The sequence below is a fragment of the Bradyrhizobium pachyrhizi genome (assembly GCF_029714545.1).
Classification (GTDB): domain Bacteria; phylum Pseudomonadota; class Alphaproteobacteria; order Rhizobiales; family Xanthobacteraceae; genus Bradyrhizobium; species Bradyrhizobium pachyrhizi.
The window spans coordinates 4,330,857-4,344,744 of sequence record NZ_CP121667.1 but is presented as its reverse complement, the minus strand read 5'-3'; the positions used below and the strand labels follow the sequence as shown (position 1 = coordinate 4,344,744).

The window sequence follows — 13,888 nt, the reverse complement described above, 5'->3', positions numbered from 1 at the left end:
TGGCCTATGCCCGCCGCATCAGCTTGAGCGCGGCCGTGAGGCGCAGGCTGCGCTTGCCGGCAAGCGCGGTCGCCTCCAGCACGGCGCCATCGGCGTCGCAAGTGCCTGCAAAGCCGATGCCGACCTCGTGGCCGCCAAAGATCGGATTCTCGCCCATCGCCGAAGTGTGCTCCTGATTGAGAATCTGGCCCTTCCAGCGGCCTTTCTCGGAGGTGTAGGTGCCGAGATAGTAGAAGAAGGCGTCGCCGCCAAGGATGCGGCCATTGTTCAGCAGCATCACGCCGGTGAGGCCGCCGTCGACCCCATCGAGCACGCGGATGTGGATCGAATAGAGCCCGTTGATGACGCCACCCTCGCCGACCCCGCCGGCGATCGGGATGTCCTCCCCGGTGATCGGCGTCATCACCGACTGGAACGGCACGCCGGGCAGCTCCTTCAGCTCGCCCTTGAAGCGATAGAGTTCGCCGTCCGGCCGGCCTTTGGCAATCAGCGTGGCATCATCGGTACCGGCCATCGCGCGGTAGTTCGGATCGGGATTGTGGCGGACGGTCTGGATCTCGACTGCGACCTCGTCGCCGGCTTTCTCGTAGGTGCCGATATGGGCGAACGCCGAGTTGCCGCCCAACATCTTGCCGTCGCCGACATACATCACGCTGCGGCCGACGGCGCCGCCGAGTTCGAACCGGACCTTGTAAAACCCCTCAAACAAGCGCCGCGTCCCCGGCAGCCAACATGCACCCGTTATCTAGCGCGGTTCATAACGCAGCGAAACCGGTTTCGGCGGTACGCCACCTGCAAAGGGTATCGCTAAATCGCGAAGGTCCGCCAAGACTGTCGCCCTGGCGGACCCGATTTGCGGTACCGGATGGCTCCATCCGGGTCCGATAGCAGCTTAGGCCGCAGCCACTTAAGCCGCAGCCTTGGCGCCGGTCGGAACCTCGGAGATCGTCTTCAAGATCTGCGAGGCGATCTGGTAGGGGTCGCCTTGCGAGTTCGGGCGGCGGTCTTCCAGATAGCCCTTGTAGCCGTTGTTGACGAACGAGTGCGGCACGCGGATCGACGCACCACGGTCAGCCACGCCGTAGCTGAACTTGTTCCAGGGCGCGGTCTCGTGCTTGCCGGTCAGGCGCTTGTCGTTGTCCGGGCCGTAGACGGCGATGTGATCCATCAGGTTCTTATCGAAGGCCTTCATCAGGCTCTCGAAGTACTCCTTGCCGCCGACTTCGCGCATGTACTTGGTCGAGAAGTTGGCGTGCATGCCCGAGCCGTTCCAGTCGGTGTCGCCGAGCGGCTTGCAATGGAATTCGATATCGATGCCGTAGCTCTCGGTGAGGCGCAGCATCAGGTAGCGGGCCATCCACATCTGGTCAGCGGCGGTCTTGGAGCCCTTGCCGAAGATCTGGAATTCCCACTGGCCCTTCGCCACTTCGGCGTTGATGCCTTCGTGGTTGATGCCGGCGGCGAGGCAGAGATTGAGATGCTCTTCGACGATCTTGCGGGCGACGCTGCCGACGTTCTTGTAGCCGACGCCGGTGTAGTACGGGCCCTGCGGCGCCGGATAACCCTCTTCCGGAAAGCCGAGCGGACGGCCGTCCTTGTAGAAGAAGTATTCCTGCTCGAAGCCGAACCAGGCGCCTTCGTCATCCAGAACGGTGGCGCGCTTGTTCGAGACATGCGGCGTCTTGCCGTCGGGCATCATGACTTCGCACATCACCAGCACGCCGTTCTCGCGCGCGGCGTCGGGATAGCAGGCGACCGGCTTCAGCACGCAGTCAGAGCTGTGGCCTTCAGCCTGCTGGGTGGACGAACCGTCAAAACCCCACAGCGGAAGCTGTTCGAGGGTCGGGAACGACGCGAATTCCTTGATCTGCGTCTTACCGCGCAGGCTCGGCGTCGGCGTATATCCGTCGAGCCAGATATACTCGAGCTTGTACTTGGTCATTGAACCTCTCTGTTGATGATGCAAAACCGTGAGGAACCGAAAGCCAGTCGGCCGCCGCACGCGTACCCGGCCACCATCGGCCGGCTCTTACTAAGCAATTAAAATGCCAGTCGCTGCACTGCGGCGGCCGCCCGGCCGCGGATGTCCACAGCGGAGATCGCATTTTTTTCTGCGACATAGCAGCGCGGCTGGCATGCGCCGCGGTCAGTCAAAATCTTCTCCCGGCGCCCTCCACCGCCCGTTTCTGCAGCAAATTCGGCTACGGCATCGCCTGCCGCTTAATGCGGCGGCAGGGCCATGTGACAGTTCGTGTCGAACGATCGGGTGCCCCGCAACCATCGTCGCGGCTCAAGCGTTGGTCAGCTGCATCCTGCCTCACAGGAAGCAAACCCGAATCTGCCCACGAATTGACCAAACAATGACTATTTCTTGGTCACTTGCACCCCGCCCAGCCCGGGCCGATATCGAAAACTCGGTAACCACACGCGAATGAGTCGGGCGCACCATGGAGGCTCGCTCCGGCCAAAGGAGACTTTGACATGATCACCACGGGCCAAAACCAAGGACCGATCCAGGGATCGGCAACAATCTATCAATTCCCGGCAGGGGGCCGCGCGGCTCTCGGCGGACGCCGCTACGGCGAGGCGCGGACCGCGCTCGAACTCGCCGCTGAGGTCGAGACCTCGGCCTGCAGCGAGAGCTGGTACCATCAGGCGGCCATCGACGACGCCAAGCCAGGCCGCGATCACTGATGCAGATGCGATCGAGGGGCGCGACGCAAAAACGTCAGACAGCAGCAGAATAACAAGGGTCGGAACGCGAGCGTTTCGGCCCTTTTTTATGCCAGCTCGCAGGCCGTCGCCGGCCGCCTCGCATGCCGGAGCCTGGCAAGCCCGGCCCGGCTGATCTCGAGCGTGACCCCGCCGCCCTTGTAGCGCGTGCCAGTCAGCGACAGGCGCTTCTTCAGCGTCACCGCCTTGCCGTCGAGTTGCAGATGCGCGCGCGTATCCCCGTTGAAGAACCCGGCAATGAACTGCGTGCCGTCAGCGCAATGATAATTCCGGAAGGCGGACTGCGCCGACACGTTCGAGGAACCAAAGAGCTCGAAAAGAATTGCGCCGATGACAATGGCGCCCCCGCGATAAGTCATATTCTCCCCCCAACGGGCCGGTTATAGACCTGTCTGCGCCGCTATTCCTGCGCCAAGACCTCATCAGCTGCAACAGGCCCGCCCGATGTCCGAAGCCCCTGCCCGTCATCTCAATCTCGCCGGCGCCAGCAATTTTCGCGACCTTGGCGGCTACCAGACGCGCGACGGGCGGACGGTGCGCTGGCGCCAGATCTTCCGCTCCAACCATCTTGCGCACCTCACCGAGCAGGACATTGCCGTAGTGCGCTCGCTCGGGGTCAGGAGCGCGTTCGATTTCCGCGGCGTCGCCGAGCGCGCCGAGGCGCTGTGCGGCATGAGCGACGTCACCGTGCATTCACTTCCGGTCGAGCCGACCGTGGTGGCTTCGCTGCGCGAGATCGCCAGCAACCGTCAGCTCTCGGAAGCCGATGCGATCGACGTGATGCAGGACTCCTACCGGGGCTATGTGCAGGACAACACGGCGCGCTACCGCACGCTGTTTGCTCATCTGCTGGAAGACCGGGCGCCACTCGTGATCCACTGCACCGCCGGCAAGGATCGCACCGGATTTGCCTGCGCGCTGATCCTGCACGCGCTCGGAGTGTCCGATCAGGTGATCGCGGATGACTATCTCCTGACCAATCAGTTCTACAAGCGCGACCCGGCCCATAGCACCGAGCTGCCTGACGACGTCAAGCAGGTGCTCGGCACCGTGCGCGCGGCATTTCTGGAGGCTGCATTCGAGGCGATCGATGCCGACTATGGCAGCCTCGACGGTTATTTCCGCGAAGGCCTCGGGCTCGGCCAGGCCGAGCGCCAGGCGCTCGAAGGCCGCTATCTGCAGGCCTGATCCGTTCGCCCGACTTTTCGAGCGACGTGCACACCGGTTCGCGTGAAGAAAACGCGGCTGAACTAAAGAAGCTCAGGCCGCTGCGGCCTCGAGCTCGAGCTCCGCATCGAGGTCGGCAATCACATCCTCGAACGCCGAGATCGCCTGCTGGATCGCTGCGATCTGCATCAATTCCCAGCTGCCCACTGGTCCCTTGCGGTTTTGCAGCGCCACCACGAGATCGCGCCGCTGCTCCTTAAGCTGAACGAGCGGTAAACCGTGATCCGGAAGATTTCCCATTCGCATAACCCCTGCCTTGGCTGGAGTTCCGCTTCTACGGAAAGGGTTCTGCGAACGACTTACAGAACTGCTGCAAATTTTATCCAACAGGCCCTACCCCGTAGTCTTACGTAGTCGGGCCGACGTTGTTGGGCTTACGTGATCGCCTCCGGCTTCAATGCGTCGTCGATCGCGCCGAACAGCGACTGGGTCACGCAATTGGTCGCCCATTCGCTGGTATGAAGCTGCCCGCCATCGTCGAGCTCGGCGAGTGGAATCCCGTCATCGGTCCAGTGCTTCATCAGCGCGAACCGGCTAAACAGATTCACCTTCTTGCTTGCAGCCACTTCGGCGATCATCGGCATGATCACGTTGGCGAGATTGAGCGCAGCTTCCGTGCCGACGATCGCCTGCGTGTACTGGGAATCCATCACGACCACGTCAAGCGGAAGCGCTGCGAGCACGTCGAGCCCGGCCTCCAGCGTCGCGCGCACCTCGGCCGGATTGTAGCTCTTGTAGACGGCGTTGGTGCCGACCTGCCAGATCACCAGCACCGGCGCCTCAGCCGTCACGTCGGACTCGATGCGCGAATATTCCTCCGGCGCCTCCTGACCGCCGATCCCGCGATTGATCACGTCGATCATCCGGCCGAAGAAGCGTTGCCGCAGCAGCATCTCGAGCCGCGGCGGGAACGGCAGGATGTTGTCGGCGCCCGCGGTCGACGACGATCCGAGCGCCACCAGCTTGATCTTGCGCTGATGCCGCAGCGCATCCGCGAAGTGCGGCAGCTTGTGTCCGAACCTGACGACATCGAGATGGGTTTCGCACGGTCTGGGTGTCGGCATCGCAAACATCCTTGAGGCGAATGAATTGATAAATACGCGCAGTAGGCGGCGAAATTGGCGGCATTGCAAATGAATTCCGCCTGATCATAGTGGGCATTCGTTTGCTCGCGAATGCGGAGACCGCCATGCACGGAAAAGCCATCGTCATCACGGGCGCCCTCGGCGCGCTTGGCAAAGTGGTCGCCACGGAGGCGCTGGCGCGCGGCGCGCGCGTCGCCGGCGTCGATCATGCCGCGTCAACGCTTGCGGCGACGGCCGACCATATCGAGTTGGGCGGTGTCGACCTCACCGACACTGCGCAGGCGACCGCCGCGATCGACAAGGCGGCCGCGCATTTCGGCCGGCTCGACGGGCTGATCAACATCGCCGGCGGCTTTACCTTCGAGGCGGTCGGCGACGGCGATCCGGCGACCTGGCAGCGCATGTATGCGATGAACGTGATGACGGCGCTCAACACCTCGCGCGCCGCCATCCCGCATCTCACCAAATCGGGCGCCGGCCGGATCATCAATATCGGCGCGCTCGGTGCCTTGCAGGCCGCCTCCGGCATGGGTCCCTACGCCGCCTCGAAGGCCGGCGTGCATCGCCTCACCGAGTCGCTCGCCGCGGAACTCAAGGGCAAGGTCACGGTCAACGCGGTGCTGCCCTCGATCATCGACACCGGCGCCAACCGCGCCGCGATGCCGAAGGCCGACATCTCCAAATGGGTGACGCCGAAAGAGCTCGCCGACGTGATCCTGTTCCTCGCCAGCGATGCCGCTAGCGCCGTCACCGGCGCGCTGCTGCCGGTCAACGGACGGGTTTAGTCCGCAACCAGCAGCCGCAGCTTCGACCTGAAGCGGATGCTCTGCTTGCCGGCGAGCGCCATGCCGTCACCTTCGGCGGTCTGGTCGGTATAGGTGCCGGTAAATCCGATCGTGACCACCTTGCGTTCCCACACCGGGCGCTCGCCATAGGTCGGCGAATGCTCCTCGTTGGTGACCTCGCCCTTCCACTTGCCGTCGGCTGCGGTGTAGCTGCCGTAGGCAAAGAAAAACGAGTCGCCGCCGCGCATCTGTCCGTCGCGCAGCACCATGACGCCCTGGTTGCCGCCAGAGACGCCGTCGAGAAATTCGACGGTGATGTGATAGAGCCCGTTCCGGATCATGAGCTGCGCCTGGTCCCGGTTCCGACCATAGCCGCTCGGCCGTGCCTTGGGCAAATTCCATCCGCCTCGGCGGGCGCAATTCCGCGCTATGCTGGCGCACCGAGTCGCGGCTCATGCCGCAGGAGCCTGCCTGTTGGAAACCACGCTTTATCTGCCCGTCAAACGCTTCCTGGAAAAGCTCGGCTTCACGGTGAAGGGCGAGATCGGTGGCTGCGATCTCGTGGCGCTGAGCGGCGATGATCCACCTGTCGTCGTGATCGGTGAACTCAAGCTCGCCTTCAATCTCGAACTGATCCTGCAGGCGGTCGATCGCGCCGGCGCCGCCGACGAGGTCTGGATCGCGGCAAAGGTGTCGGCCCGCGGCAAGGGCCGCGAGAGCGACGCGCGCTATCGCAATCTGTGCCGGCGGCTCGGCTTCGGCATGCTCGGCGTCACCGATCGCGGCGACGTCGAGGTGCTGGTGCCGCCGCCGACCGCGGCACCCCGCCGCAATCCGAAGAAGCGTTCACGGCTGATCGCCGAGCACCGGAAGCGCAAGGGCGATCCCGCGATGGGAGGATCGACGCGGGCGCCGATCATGACCGCCTACCGGCAGCAGGCGCTGGCCTGCGCCTGTGCGCTTTCGGATGGGCCGCGGCGGGTGCGCGACCTCCGCGCGGATATTCCCGACGCCGGCAAGATCCTGCTGCATAATGTCTATGGCTGGTTCGATCGCGCCGAGCGCGGCATCTATGTGCTGACCGATGCCGGTCGCGCCGCGCTGAAGCGCTGGCCGCAGCAACAGATGAGTGCATCCGGGGCAGAAGCCACCCCGTAGGGCATGATCCGGAAAAGTGCGAAGCGGTTTTCCGAAAAGATCACGCTCAAACAAGAACCTAAAGCGCGATGATGACTTGGCTTCATCGCGCATTGAAGGGGGATATCATGATCGTCGTCACCGGCAGCGTCACCGCCCGCCCCGACTCGTTCGACGAGGCACGGCGGCTGAGCCTCGAGCACGTGCATCGCTCTCGCTCCGAGCCCGGCTGCATCTCGCACGCAGTCCATGTCGACTGGAGAATCCGCTCAGACTGGTGTTCTTCGAGCAATGGGCCGACCGCGCCGCGCTGGCGGCGCATTTCGCGGTCCCGGCGTCACGCGATTTCGTCCTCTCGCTGCAATCCCTCGCGGCCGCAGCGACCACGATCGAACTTTATGACGCTCACAAGATTGAGAGACTCTAGCTGCATGGCTGGATTGCCATCTCACATTCATATTGCAATGCAACATTGGGGACCTTACGTATCTCCCGCGATTCAAAGATGAGGCGGCGATGAGCGGAGACTGGAATACCAAGTATGGCACCCGGCGCGTGCGGCATGATCCGCCGACGCTGGAAGAAGCAATCTTCGCCGCCATCGGCATCACCGATGACGTGGAGGCCCAGGCCGAGATCGCGTCGGCCCTGATGGGGCTGCCCTATGACGATGTGCTCGCAGAGGTGAAGAAGACCGCGCGCGTCAGTGCCCGCACCGGCACGGCAACCCGCGTCATCGCCGGCGAACAGGGCGCGCAGCGCTCCGTGGTAGTCGAGCGCCGCGTGGTTCGCCGCTTTGCGACCGACAAGCGCACCGGCACCTGAGACGCACCATCCAATTGCTGAAAGAAAAAGGGCAATCCGTTGAATGGATTGCCCTTTTCGTTTGATCCGAGATTCTTGTTCGACGCGTTTCCCTCACGCGAAGCGGTATCCACTTCGCTTGGAAACGCTACCGACTCAGGCCGCCCGGCCCCAGCCGGAGATCTGCATCACCATGCGCCAATAGGCGCGGTTCATGTCGACGATCGCGCGCGCAGCCTCGACCGGCGTCACCGCGGCGACAGCTGGCGCCGCTTCGGGCTGCTGCTGCTCGGTCAGGTCGATGCTGCCGGTCGATTCCCCGTGACGGAAGGTCAACTGGGCACCGAACTTGGTGGCGAGCGCCCGCATCGCATCGTTCTGTGCGCCGGTGGTGATGCGCAGGCTGCCGTACCCCTTGGCGTGCGCCTCGGCGATCAGCTTGCGGAACAGGGTGCTGCCGACGCCCTTCCGCCGCGCCGACCGCTCGACGCTGAAGGCGATCTCGGGCTGGGCATCCGGTGATTGCTCCGGCGGATGCAATTCGGCCGCGCCGCGGACCACGCCGTCCTCGAAGTAGGCGATGATGACCGTGCCGTCATTGGCGCAGCGCTCGGCGTAGCGGCGGATGAAACTGTCGTCGATGAAGCCATGAAAACGATCATGACGGCTGGCGCGATCCAGCCGCAGCAGGTGATCGCGCAGCAGAGGAAGCTCTTCCTGCTGGCTCAACGTCCGCACGGTGCCCTTGGCGGGCGTCGGACGAATGGAATCATAGTTCATTTCATACTCCTCTTGGTAGCCCTCGAGGAGGCGTCGAGTCCCTAGCAACTCCTATATTGTGCGACGCACCATAAAATTCAAGCGTTGAGATTCATTCAATTAAGGCATGCGGTGATTGGCAAATCACATTATCGCCCCATCATAGTACCAGCTGTGTCTGGGTCACCACCGCGACCAGCTTGCCGTCTTCGGTCTCCAGCCTGGTCTGCCACACCTGGGTCCGCCGCCCGCGGTGAACCGGTGTTGCGGTCGCAATCACGGTCGTCCCCTCCTTGGCGCCGCCGATGAAGTTGGTCTTGCTCTCCAGCGTCGTGGTGCCCTTGGCGTCCTCAGGCAGGTTGATCACGGTCGCAGCGGCGCCGACCGAGTCCGCGAAGGCCATCACCGCGCCGCCATGGATCGTGTTGCGAAGGGTGCAGAGGTCCGGCCGCACCACCATTTTCGCGACCACCCGGTCCTGATCAGCCTCGATGAAGGTAACGCCCTTCAGTTCCGCAAACGGCATCTTCATCGACTGGATCTTTTCGAGCGGCGTCATGGGCACTCCCTGCTTTGTGGCCTTCTTCGAGGTTGGTATCGGCATGATGGATTGCCCGAGCGGGCCCGGCAATGACGTCTGAGGTAATGGCGCGAATGACGTCATGACATCAGTGACAATATGCCTCCGAGCCTGCATACCGCCTGATATGCGCGACTTCCCTCCCCGCCGGATCGTCTGCCTGACCGAAGAGACGGTCGAGACGCTCTATCTGCTCGGCGAGCAGGACCGCCTCGTCGGCGTCTCCGGCTATGCGGTGCGGCCACCGCAGGTCCGCCGCGAGAAGCCGCGCGTTTCGGCGTTTATCTCGGCCGACATGCCAAATATCCTCGCGCTCGACCCCGATCTGGTGCTCGCCTTCTCCGATCTGCAGGCCGACATCGTGGGCGATCTCGTGCGCGCCGGCGTCGCCGTCCACGTCTTCAACCAGCGCGACGTCGCCGGCATCCTCGCGATGATCCGCACCTTGGGCGCGATGGTCGGTGCCGCCGACCGCGCCGACCGGCTCGCACAAAACCTCAAACAACGGCTGGCCACGATCGCCGCAACGCCGCGTCCGGCACCGCGGCCAAAGGTCTATTTCGAGGAATGGGACGATCCCCTGATCAGCGGCATCGGCTGGGTGTCCGAACTGATCGAGATCGCCGGCGGCACCGATGCGCTGCCGCATCTGCGCGCGCACCAGGCGGCCAAGGATCGCATCGTCACGCCTGACGCCGTGCGCGTGGCGATGCCCGACGTGATCCTGGCGTCCTGGTGCGGCAAGAAGGTCGTGCCCGACCGCATCCGCAAGCGTGAGGGCTGGCGCGACATCCCGGCGGTGCGCAACGACCGCATCGTCGAGATCAAGTCGCCCATCATCCTGCAGCCCGGCCCCGCGGCGTTGACCGATGGGCTCGATGCGATCGTGAAGGCGTTGTGGGCAGAGCGTTGAGCCTTCAGCGTCGTCCCGGCCGAGTGCGCGATTGCGCACGGAGCCGGAACCCATAACCACAAATCTTGATTGATCTGCAGCGCTGCAAGGACGAGTCCCGATCACAACATCCGCTGCGGAGTATGGGTCCCGGCCTTCGCCGGGACGACACCGGATTTGTTGCGCTATCGCCCGCAATACTGAGTGAGGGGCGCAGACTTTGGCTACGCCTTCTCCACGCCGCACCATTCCGCAATGAACAGCGCCATCGCCTTGGTCGCTTTCCGTAGCGACTCCAGCTCGACATATTCGTTGAAGCCGTGCATCGCCGCGCCGGTGGCGCCGAAGCAGAGGCTCGGGATGTTGTGGTTCAAACCGTAGAAGCGCGTGTCGGTCAGCGCGGTGAAGGCGCGGTCTTCCACCGCGCCGCCATAGACGACCTGGTGCGCCTTGGCGAAGGCGGCTTCCGGTGCCTCGGAGTTCACCAGCTCGTAACCTTCCGACAGGAAGCCCGACCATTCGATCTGCGGCGGATTGTTGGAGAGGAAGCGATGATCGCGCGCCGCCGCCGACACGCAAGCCAGAATCTCCTTCTGGCACTCGGCGATCGACCAGCCCGGCAAGACCGCGATGCGGCAGTCGACGTCGCACCAGGCCGGCACGCTGGAGGCCCAGTCGCCGCCCTTGATGATGCCCGGATTGAAATTGATCGGGTGATTGACGTCCTTGAAATGGCGGTCGGCCTTGGCGCGCTCGTTCCAGGCGATCTCGAGCTGCTCCAGCGCGTGCACCAGATGATACGCCGCCATGATCGCGTTCGAGCCGGCGCCGGCTTCGAACACGTGCACCGGGAAACCGCGCACCTTCAGGCGGAACCAGATCACGCCGACCTGCGAGCGGATCATCGTGCCGTTGGTCGGCTCCGGGATGAAACAGGCATCGGCGCGATAGCCGCGCTGCAAGGTCGAGAGCGCGCCGACGCCGGTGCTCTCTTCCTCGATGACGGACTGGAAGTGAATCCGCGCCGTCGGCTTCAGGCCGGCCTTCCTGATCGCATCCAGCGCATAGAGCGCGGCGATGGTGCCGGACTTCATGTCGCAGGCGCCGCGGCCGTACATCCTGCCGTCCTTGATGACGGGCGAGAACGGCGGCGTCTCCCACATCTCGAGCGGACCGGTCGGCACGACGTCGCAGTGGCCCTGCAGGATCAGCGATTTGCCGGCATTGGTGGCCGGACGGTAGGTGCCGACCACCGTGCGCGCCTTCGAGAAATCATGCTCGATCGGGCCGAAGCCGCGCAGGTCCTTCAGTTCGTCGAGATTGATGTGCCAGTCGTCGACCTCGTAGCCGCGCTCGCGCAGGAGATCGCCGATCATGTCCTGGCACGGCCCCTCGGCGCCGCGGGTCGAAGGGATCGCGACAAAGGCCTGCGTCGTCGCAAGCTGCGCATCGAATCCCTCGTCAACGGCGGCAAGGATTCGTTGTTGCGTCTCGGCAGTCATGCTTTGGCTCCATCGGGAAAACAGATCAGGCGGGAGCCGCAACGTAGCCCGATTTCACTCCGCCTTGTATCGCGCAAAATAGGCATCCCGCAATGCATCTTCGAGCAGCCGGCCCTCCGAATAACCATCGAGCGTCTTCGGCCGCGTCACGCCGTCGAGCAGCCGCGGACACGGCTCGGGCACGCCGAGCACGGTGCGCACCGGAATGCGCTCGGCATAGATCGGCAACTCGTAATCCTCGTCATCGTCGGCGACGCCCTTGGCGCGAATTTTCGCCGAGGCCTCCTCGATCTCCATCGCGATGAACGAGGTCGCCTTGATCTCCTGCTTGTTGCTGGCACGCAGGCTCGCGGTGCGCTCGGGAAAGAAGCGGTCGACCATCGCGACGATCGCACGTTCCTTCTCTGCGGGGTCGGTGACGAGATAGGCTGACCCGAACGCCATCACCGCGCGATAGTCGGCCGAGTGGTTGAAGCCGCAGCGCGCCAGCACCAGGCTGTCGAGATGGGCGACCGTCAGGCACACGCGTTGCCCTTCGGACTGGTTCTCCAGCATCCGGCTCGCGCTCGAGCCGTGCCAGTAGAGCCTGGTGCCCTCGCGCCAGAAGAAGGTCGGCGTGCAATAGGGCTGGCCGTCGATCACGTAGGAGACGTGGCACAGCATCGAGGCGTCGAGGATCTTGTGCACGGTGGCGTGGTCGTAGAAACCGCGGTCGTGGCGCCGCTTCACCCGGTTGCGGAACGACATGGGGTAGGACGGAGCGGATGCGCCTTCGGTCACGGTGGTGCCTTTCGAAATCTGGAATCTGTCCAGAGTTGTACCGGCTCATTTGGTCTGCGATAGTGCCAATTCCATGCGAAAAATTCCGACCAATTCCCGGGAGCCCACGGCGCGCAAGGCCGAGCTGCCGCTCGACCTCGCCGGCCCGCACGTCACCCCCGGCGCGGCCTCGCAGCAGCGGCTTTATCAGGCGCTGTGCCGCGCGATCGTCGGCGGCCTCGTCAAGCCGGGCGAGCCGCTGCCGCCGTCGCGCGCGCTCGCCAAGCAGACCGGCTTCCGTCGCAACGCCGTCACCACGGCCTATGAGCGGCTGATCGCCGACGGCTTTGCGGTGGCAACCACGGGCTCCGGAACCTTCGTCGCAGCGCGCATTCCGGCGCAGGCCGCCGCGCCGCGCCGCGCAAGGATCGCGATCGAGCCGCCGCAGCACAATGCGCTGTCGCTCGGTTGCACGCATATCGACGAGCGCGCGCTGCAGCGCTTCCGCGCCTTTGCCGGCCGCAGGCTGCGCGCGTTCGGGTCCGAGCATCTGCATTACGGCGATCCCCGCGGCAGTAGCGAGCTGCGCGCGGCGATATCGGACCATCTTCTGTCGGCGCGCGGGCTGCGCTGCGACCCCGACCAAATCATGCTGGCGTCCGGCACGCTGCATGTCCTGCGCATCGTGCTCGGGGCGATCCTCAAGCCCGGCGACCAGGTCTGGTGCGAAGACCCCGGCTATCCGGCGGCACGGCGCGCGATCGAGCATTGCGGCTATCGTCCGGTGTCGGTGCCGGTCGACATGTCGGGCATGCGCATCGACAAGGGGCGCGCGTCCGCGCCGCAAGCGCGCGCCGCCTATGTCACACCCTCGCACCAGTTTCCGCTCGGCGTGCAAATGGCGATGCCGCGCCGGCTCGAGCTGCTCGACTGGGCACGGGACGCCGGCGCTTTCGTGTTCGAGGACGACTACGACAGCGAGTTCCGCTACGACGGCGCGCCGCTGTTGTCGCTCGCCGGCATCGATCATCTGCGCCGCGTGATCTACATGGGCACGTTTGCGAAGACGCTGTTTCCCGGATTGCGGATCGGCTATTGCGCCCTGCCCGAAGCCTTGATCGGCCCGGTGACGGCGGCGCGCGCCGCGCTCGACCGCTTTCCCGCCACTTTGATGGAAGGCGCGGTCGCCGACATGCTGAACTCCGGCGCCTTCGCGGCCAACTTGCGCAAATCGCGCAAACTCTATCGCGAGGCGCGCGACGTCCTGGCGTCGACGCTTGCGAATGCATCGGAGGGCGAGCTCACGGTTCCCGTGCCCTCGCAGGGCCTGCACCTCGTGGCGCGGCTCGATCCCGCGACCGATCCGCTGATTGCCGCGCAGGCAAAGGCTAATGCCGGCGTCGGCGGCTGGCTGCTCGCCGAGACCTATCATCGCGCGCCGCCACTGCCCGGCTTCGTACTGGGATTTTCCGGCCATCCGGTTCCGCAACTCGTCGCGTCGGCGGAACGACTGGCGAAGACTACGCTCGCTGCGCTGCGCGCGACGCGCAAGACATCGGTCAAGCCATCCGCCAAGCCGCAGCGCTCTAGGAGAATCGCAGTCACCTGACTAAGGTCGCCCGCGT

At 64.5% G+C, this 13,888-nt stretch carries 18 protein-coding genes and 1 pseudogene; 9 read left to right on the top strand and 10 right to left on the bottom strand.

What is annotated here, in order from left to right:
* Window positions 1-4: 4 nt before the first annotated feature.
* Window positions 5-709 carry a hypothetical protein gene (locus tag QA639_RS19970; RefSeq protein WP_283090505.1) on the bottom strand — a complete coding sequence of 235 codons (705 nt, stop codon included), beginning with the start codon at window positions 707-709 and terminating at the stop codon, window positions 5-7.
* A gap of 198 nt (window positions 710-907) precedes the next feature.
* The gene (locus QA639_RS19965; protein ID WP_024581543.1) at window positions 908-1,942 is read right to left on the bottom strand and encodes a glutamine synthetase beta-grasp domain-containing protein; all 1,035 of its coding nucleotides are present in this window, start codon (window positions 1,940-1,942) and stop codon (window positions 908-910) included.
* 539 nt (window positions 1,943-2,481) lie between these two features.
* On the opposite strand from QA639_RS19965, the gene QA639_RS19960 reads away from it, so the two are divergent.
* Window positions 2,482-2,694 carry a DUF2735 domain-containing protein gene (locus tag QA639_RS19960; RefSeq protein ID WP_050386610.1) on the top strand — a complete coding sequence of 71 codons (213 nt, stop codon included), beginning with the start codon at window positions 2,482-2,484 and terminating at the stop codon, window positions 2,692-2,694.
* Window positions 2,695-2,780: 86 nt separating this feature from the next.
* On the opposite strand, the gene QA639_RS19955 is transcribed toward QA639_RS19960, so the two are convergent.
* Window positions 2,781-3,092 (bottom strand): MliC family protein, encoded by a 312-nt coding sequence (locus QA639_RS19955; protein WP_028332324.1) that lies wholly within the window; start codon window positions 3,090-3,092, stop codon window positions 2,781-2,783.
* 85 nt (window positions 3,093-3,177) lie between these two features.
* On the opposite strand from QA639_RS19955, the gene QA639_RS19950 reads away from it, so the two are divergent.
* Window positions 3,178-3,921: a tyrosine-protein phosphatase gene (locus tag QA639_RS19950; protein WP_283090504.1), complete on the top strand. Its 744-nt coding sequence runs from the start codon at window positions 3,178-3,180 to the stop codon at window positions 3,919-3,921.
* A gap of 72 nt (window positions 3,922-3,993) precedes the next feature.
* Here QA639_RS19950 and QA639_RS19945 read toward each other — a convergent pair whose 3' ends face one another.
* The gene (locus QA639_RS19945; RefSeq protein WP_035634033.1) at window positions 3,994-4,200 is read right to left on the bottom strand and encodes a hypothetical protein; all 207 of its coding nucleotides are present in this window, start codon (window positions 4,198-4,200) and stop codon (window positions 3,994-3,996) included.
* 134 nt (window positions 4,201-4,334) lie between these two features.
* Entirely contained in the window at window positions 4,335-5,024 is a 690-nt protein-coding gene (locus QA639_RS19940) for an SGNH/GDSL hydrolase family protein (RefSeq protein ID WP_283090503.1), read from the bottom strand.
* Between the two features lie 125 nt (window positions 5,025-5,149).
* On the opposite strand from QA639_RS19940, the gene fabG reads away from it, so the two are divergent.
* The gene (gene fabG / locus QA639_RS19935; protein ID WP_283090502.1) at window positions 5,150-5,830 is read left to right on the top strand and encodes a 3-oxoacyl-ACP reductase FabG; all 681 of its coding nucleotides are present in this window, start codon (window positions 5,150-5,152) and stop codon (window positions 5,828-5,830) included.
* On the opposite strand, the gene QA639_RS19930 is transcribed toward fabG, so the two are convergent.
* Window positions 5,827-6,171: a GrlR family regulatory protein gene (locus QA639_RS19930; protein WP_035634127.1), complete on the bottom strand. Its 345-nt coding sequence runs from the start codon at window positions 6,169-6,171 to the stop codon at window positions 5,827-5,829. The two genes, fabG and QA639_RS19930, sit on opposite strands and share 4 nt — an antisense overlap.
* Window positions 6,172-6,304: 133 nt before the next feature.
* On the opposite strand from QA639_RS19930, the gene QA639_RS19925 reads away from it, so the two are divergent.
* From QA639_RS19925 to QA639_RS19920, 4 genes and pseudogenes are all read left to right on the top strand, one after another.
* On the top strand, window positions 6,305-6,988 hold the full coding sequence (locus QA639_RS19925; protein ID WP_283090501.1) for a DUF2161 domain-containing phosphodiesterase: 684 nt from the start codon (window positions 6,305-6,307) through the stop codon (window positions 6,986-6,988).
* 68 nt (window positions 6,989-7,056) lie between these two features.
* Window positions 7,057-7,164 (top strand): annotated as a pseudogene (locus tag QA639_RS41785) (hypothetical protein); the annotation flags it as partial.
* A gap of 80 nt (window positions 7,165-7,244) precedes the next feature.
* Window positions 7,245-7,394, top strand: coding sequence for a hypothetical protein (locus QA639_RS41780; RefSeq protein ID WP_346283736.1), 150 nt, complete (start codon window positions 7,245-7,247; stop codon window positions 7,392-7,394).
* Window positions 7,395-7,483: 89 nt separating this feature from the next.
* Window positions 7,484-7,792 carry a hypothetical protein gene (locus QA639_RS19920; protein ID WP_016843036.1) on the top strand — a complete coding sequence of 103 codons (309 nt, stop codon included), beginning with the start codon at window positions 7,484-7,486 and terminating at the stop codon, window positions 7,790-7,792.
* A 135-nt stretch (window positions 7,793-7,927) separates the two neighbouring features.
* Here QA639_RS19920 and QA639_RS19915 read toward each other — a convergent pair whose 3' ends face one another.
* On the bottom strand, window positions 7,928-8,551 hold the full coding sequence (locus tag QA639_RS19915) for a GNAT family N-acetyltransferase (RefSeq protein ID WP_050386614.1): 624 nt from the start codon (window positions 8,549-8,551) through the stop codon (window positions 7,928-7,930).
* A 139-nt stretch (window positions 8,552-8,690) separates the two neighbouring features.
* Complete coding sequence (locus QA639_RS19910) at window positions 8,691-9,089, bottom strand: PaaI family thioesterase (protein ID WP_028332332.1); 399 nt, start codon at window positions 9,087-9,089, stop codon at window positions 8,691-8,693.
* A gap of 148 nt (window positions 9,090-9,237) precedes the next feature.
* Between QA639_RS19910 and QA639_RS19905 the strand changes: the two genes are divergently transcribed.
* On the top strand, window positions 9,238-10,023 hold the full coding sequence (locus QA639_RS19905; protein WP_157346488.1) for a cobalamin-binding protein: 786 nt from the start codon (window positions 9,238-9,240) through the stop codon (window positions 10,021-10,023).
* Window positions 10,024-10,226: 203 nt separating this feature from the next.
* Here QA639_RS19905 and QA639_RS19900 read toward each other — a convergent pair whose 3' ends face one another.
* Together QA639_RS19900 and QA639_RS19895 are read right to left on the bottom strand one after the other, a co-directional pair.
* Complete coding sequence (locus tag QA639_RS19900; protein ID WP_283090500.1) at window positions 10,227-11,504, bottom strand: ArgE/DapE family deacylase; 1,278 nt, start codon at window positions 11,502-11,504, stop codon at window positions 10,227-10,229.
* Between the two features lie 54 nt (window positions 11,505-11,558).
* Window positions 11,559-12,251 (bottom strand): pyridoxamine 5'-phosphate oxidase family protein, encoded by a 693-nt coding sequence (locus QA639_RS19895; protein WP_157346568.1) that lies wholly within the window; start codon window positions 12,249-12,251, stop codon window positions 11,559-11,561.
* Window positions 12,252-12,357: 106 nt separating this feature from the next.
* On the opposite strand from QA639_RS19895, the gene pdxR reads away from it, so the two are divergent.
* A complete protein-coding gene (pdxR, locus tag QA639_RS19890) occupies window positions 12,358-13,872 on the top strand; it encodes a MocR-like pyridoxine biosynthesis transcription factor PdxR (RefSeq protein ID WP_283090498.1) in 1,515 nt (504 codons plus the stop codon).
* Window positions 13,873-13,888 lie beyond the last annotated feature (16 nt).

Bases quoted from the DNA above. Each gene is read 5' to 3' on its own strand.
- QA639_RS19915 (WP_050386614.1), bottom strand. From the start codon at position 8,551: ATGAACTATGATTCCATTCGTCCGACGCCCGCCAAGGGCACCGTGCGG.
- QA639_RS19905 (WP_157346488.1), top strand. From the start codon at position 9,238: ATGCGCGACTTCCCTCCCCGCCGGATCGTCTGCCTGACCGAAGAGACG.
- QA639_RS19920 (WP_016843036.1), top strand. From the start codon at position 7,484: ATGAGCGGAGACTGGAATACCAAGTATGGCACCCGGCGCGTGCGGCAT.
- QA639_RS19910 (WP_028332332.1), bottom strand. From the start codon at position 9,089: ATGACGCCGCTCGAAAAGATCCAGTCGATGAAGATGCCGTTTGCGGAA.
- QA639_RS19955 (WP_028332324.1), bottom strand. From the start codon at position 3,092: ATGACTTATCGCGGGGGCGCCATTGTCATCGGCGCAATTCTTTTCGAG.
- QA639_RS19950 (WP_283090504.1), top strand. From the start codon at position 3,178: ATGTCCGAAGCCCCTGCCCGTCATCTCAATCTCGCCGGCGCCAGCAAT.
- QA639_RS19960 (WP_050386610.1), top strand. From the start codon at position 2,482: ATGATCACCACGGGCCAAAACCAAGGACCGATCCAGGGATCGGCAACA.
- QA639_RS19900 (WP_283090500.1), bottom strand. From the start codon at position 11,504: ATGACTGCCGAGACGCAACAACGAATCCTTGCCGCCGTTGACGAGGGA.
- QA639_RS19965 (WP_024581543.1), bottom strand. From the start codon at position 1,942: ATGACCAAGTACAAGCTCGAGTATATCTGGCTCGACGGATATACGCCG.
- QA639_RS19930 (WP_035634127.1), bottom strand. From the start codon at position 6,171: ATGATCCGGAACGGGCTCTATCACATCACCGTCGAATTTCTCGACGGC.
- QA639_RS19940 (WP_283090503.1), bottom strand. From the start codon at position 5,024: ATGCCGACACCCAGACCGTGCGAAACCCATCTCGATGTCGTCAGGTTC.
- pdxR (WP_283090498.1), top strand. From the start codon at position 12,358: ATGCGAAAAATTCCGACCAATTCCCGGGAGCCCACGGCGCGCAAGGCC.
- QA639_RS19895 (WP_157346568.1), bottom strand. From the start codon at position 12,251: ATGTCGTTCCGCAACCGGGTGAAGCGGCGCCACGACCGCGGTTTCTAC.
- QA639_RS19945 (WP_035634033.1), bottom strand. From the start codon at position 4,200: ATGGGAAATCTTCCGGATCACGGTTTACCGCTCGTTCAGCTTAAGGAG.
- fabG (WP_283090502.1), top strand. From the start codon at position 5,150: ATGCACGGAAAAGCCATCGTCATCACGGGCGCCCTCGGCGCGCTTGGC.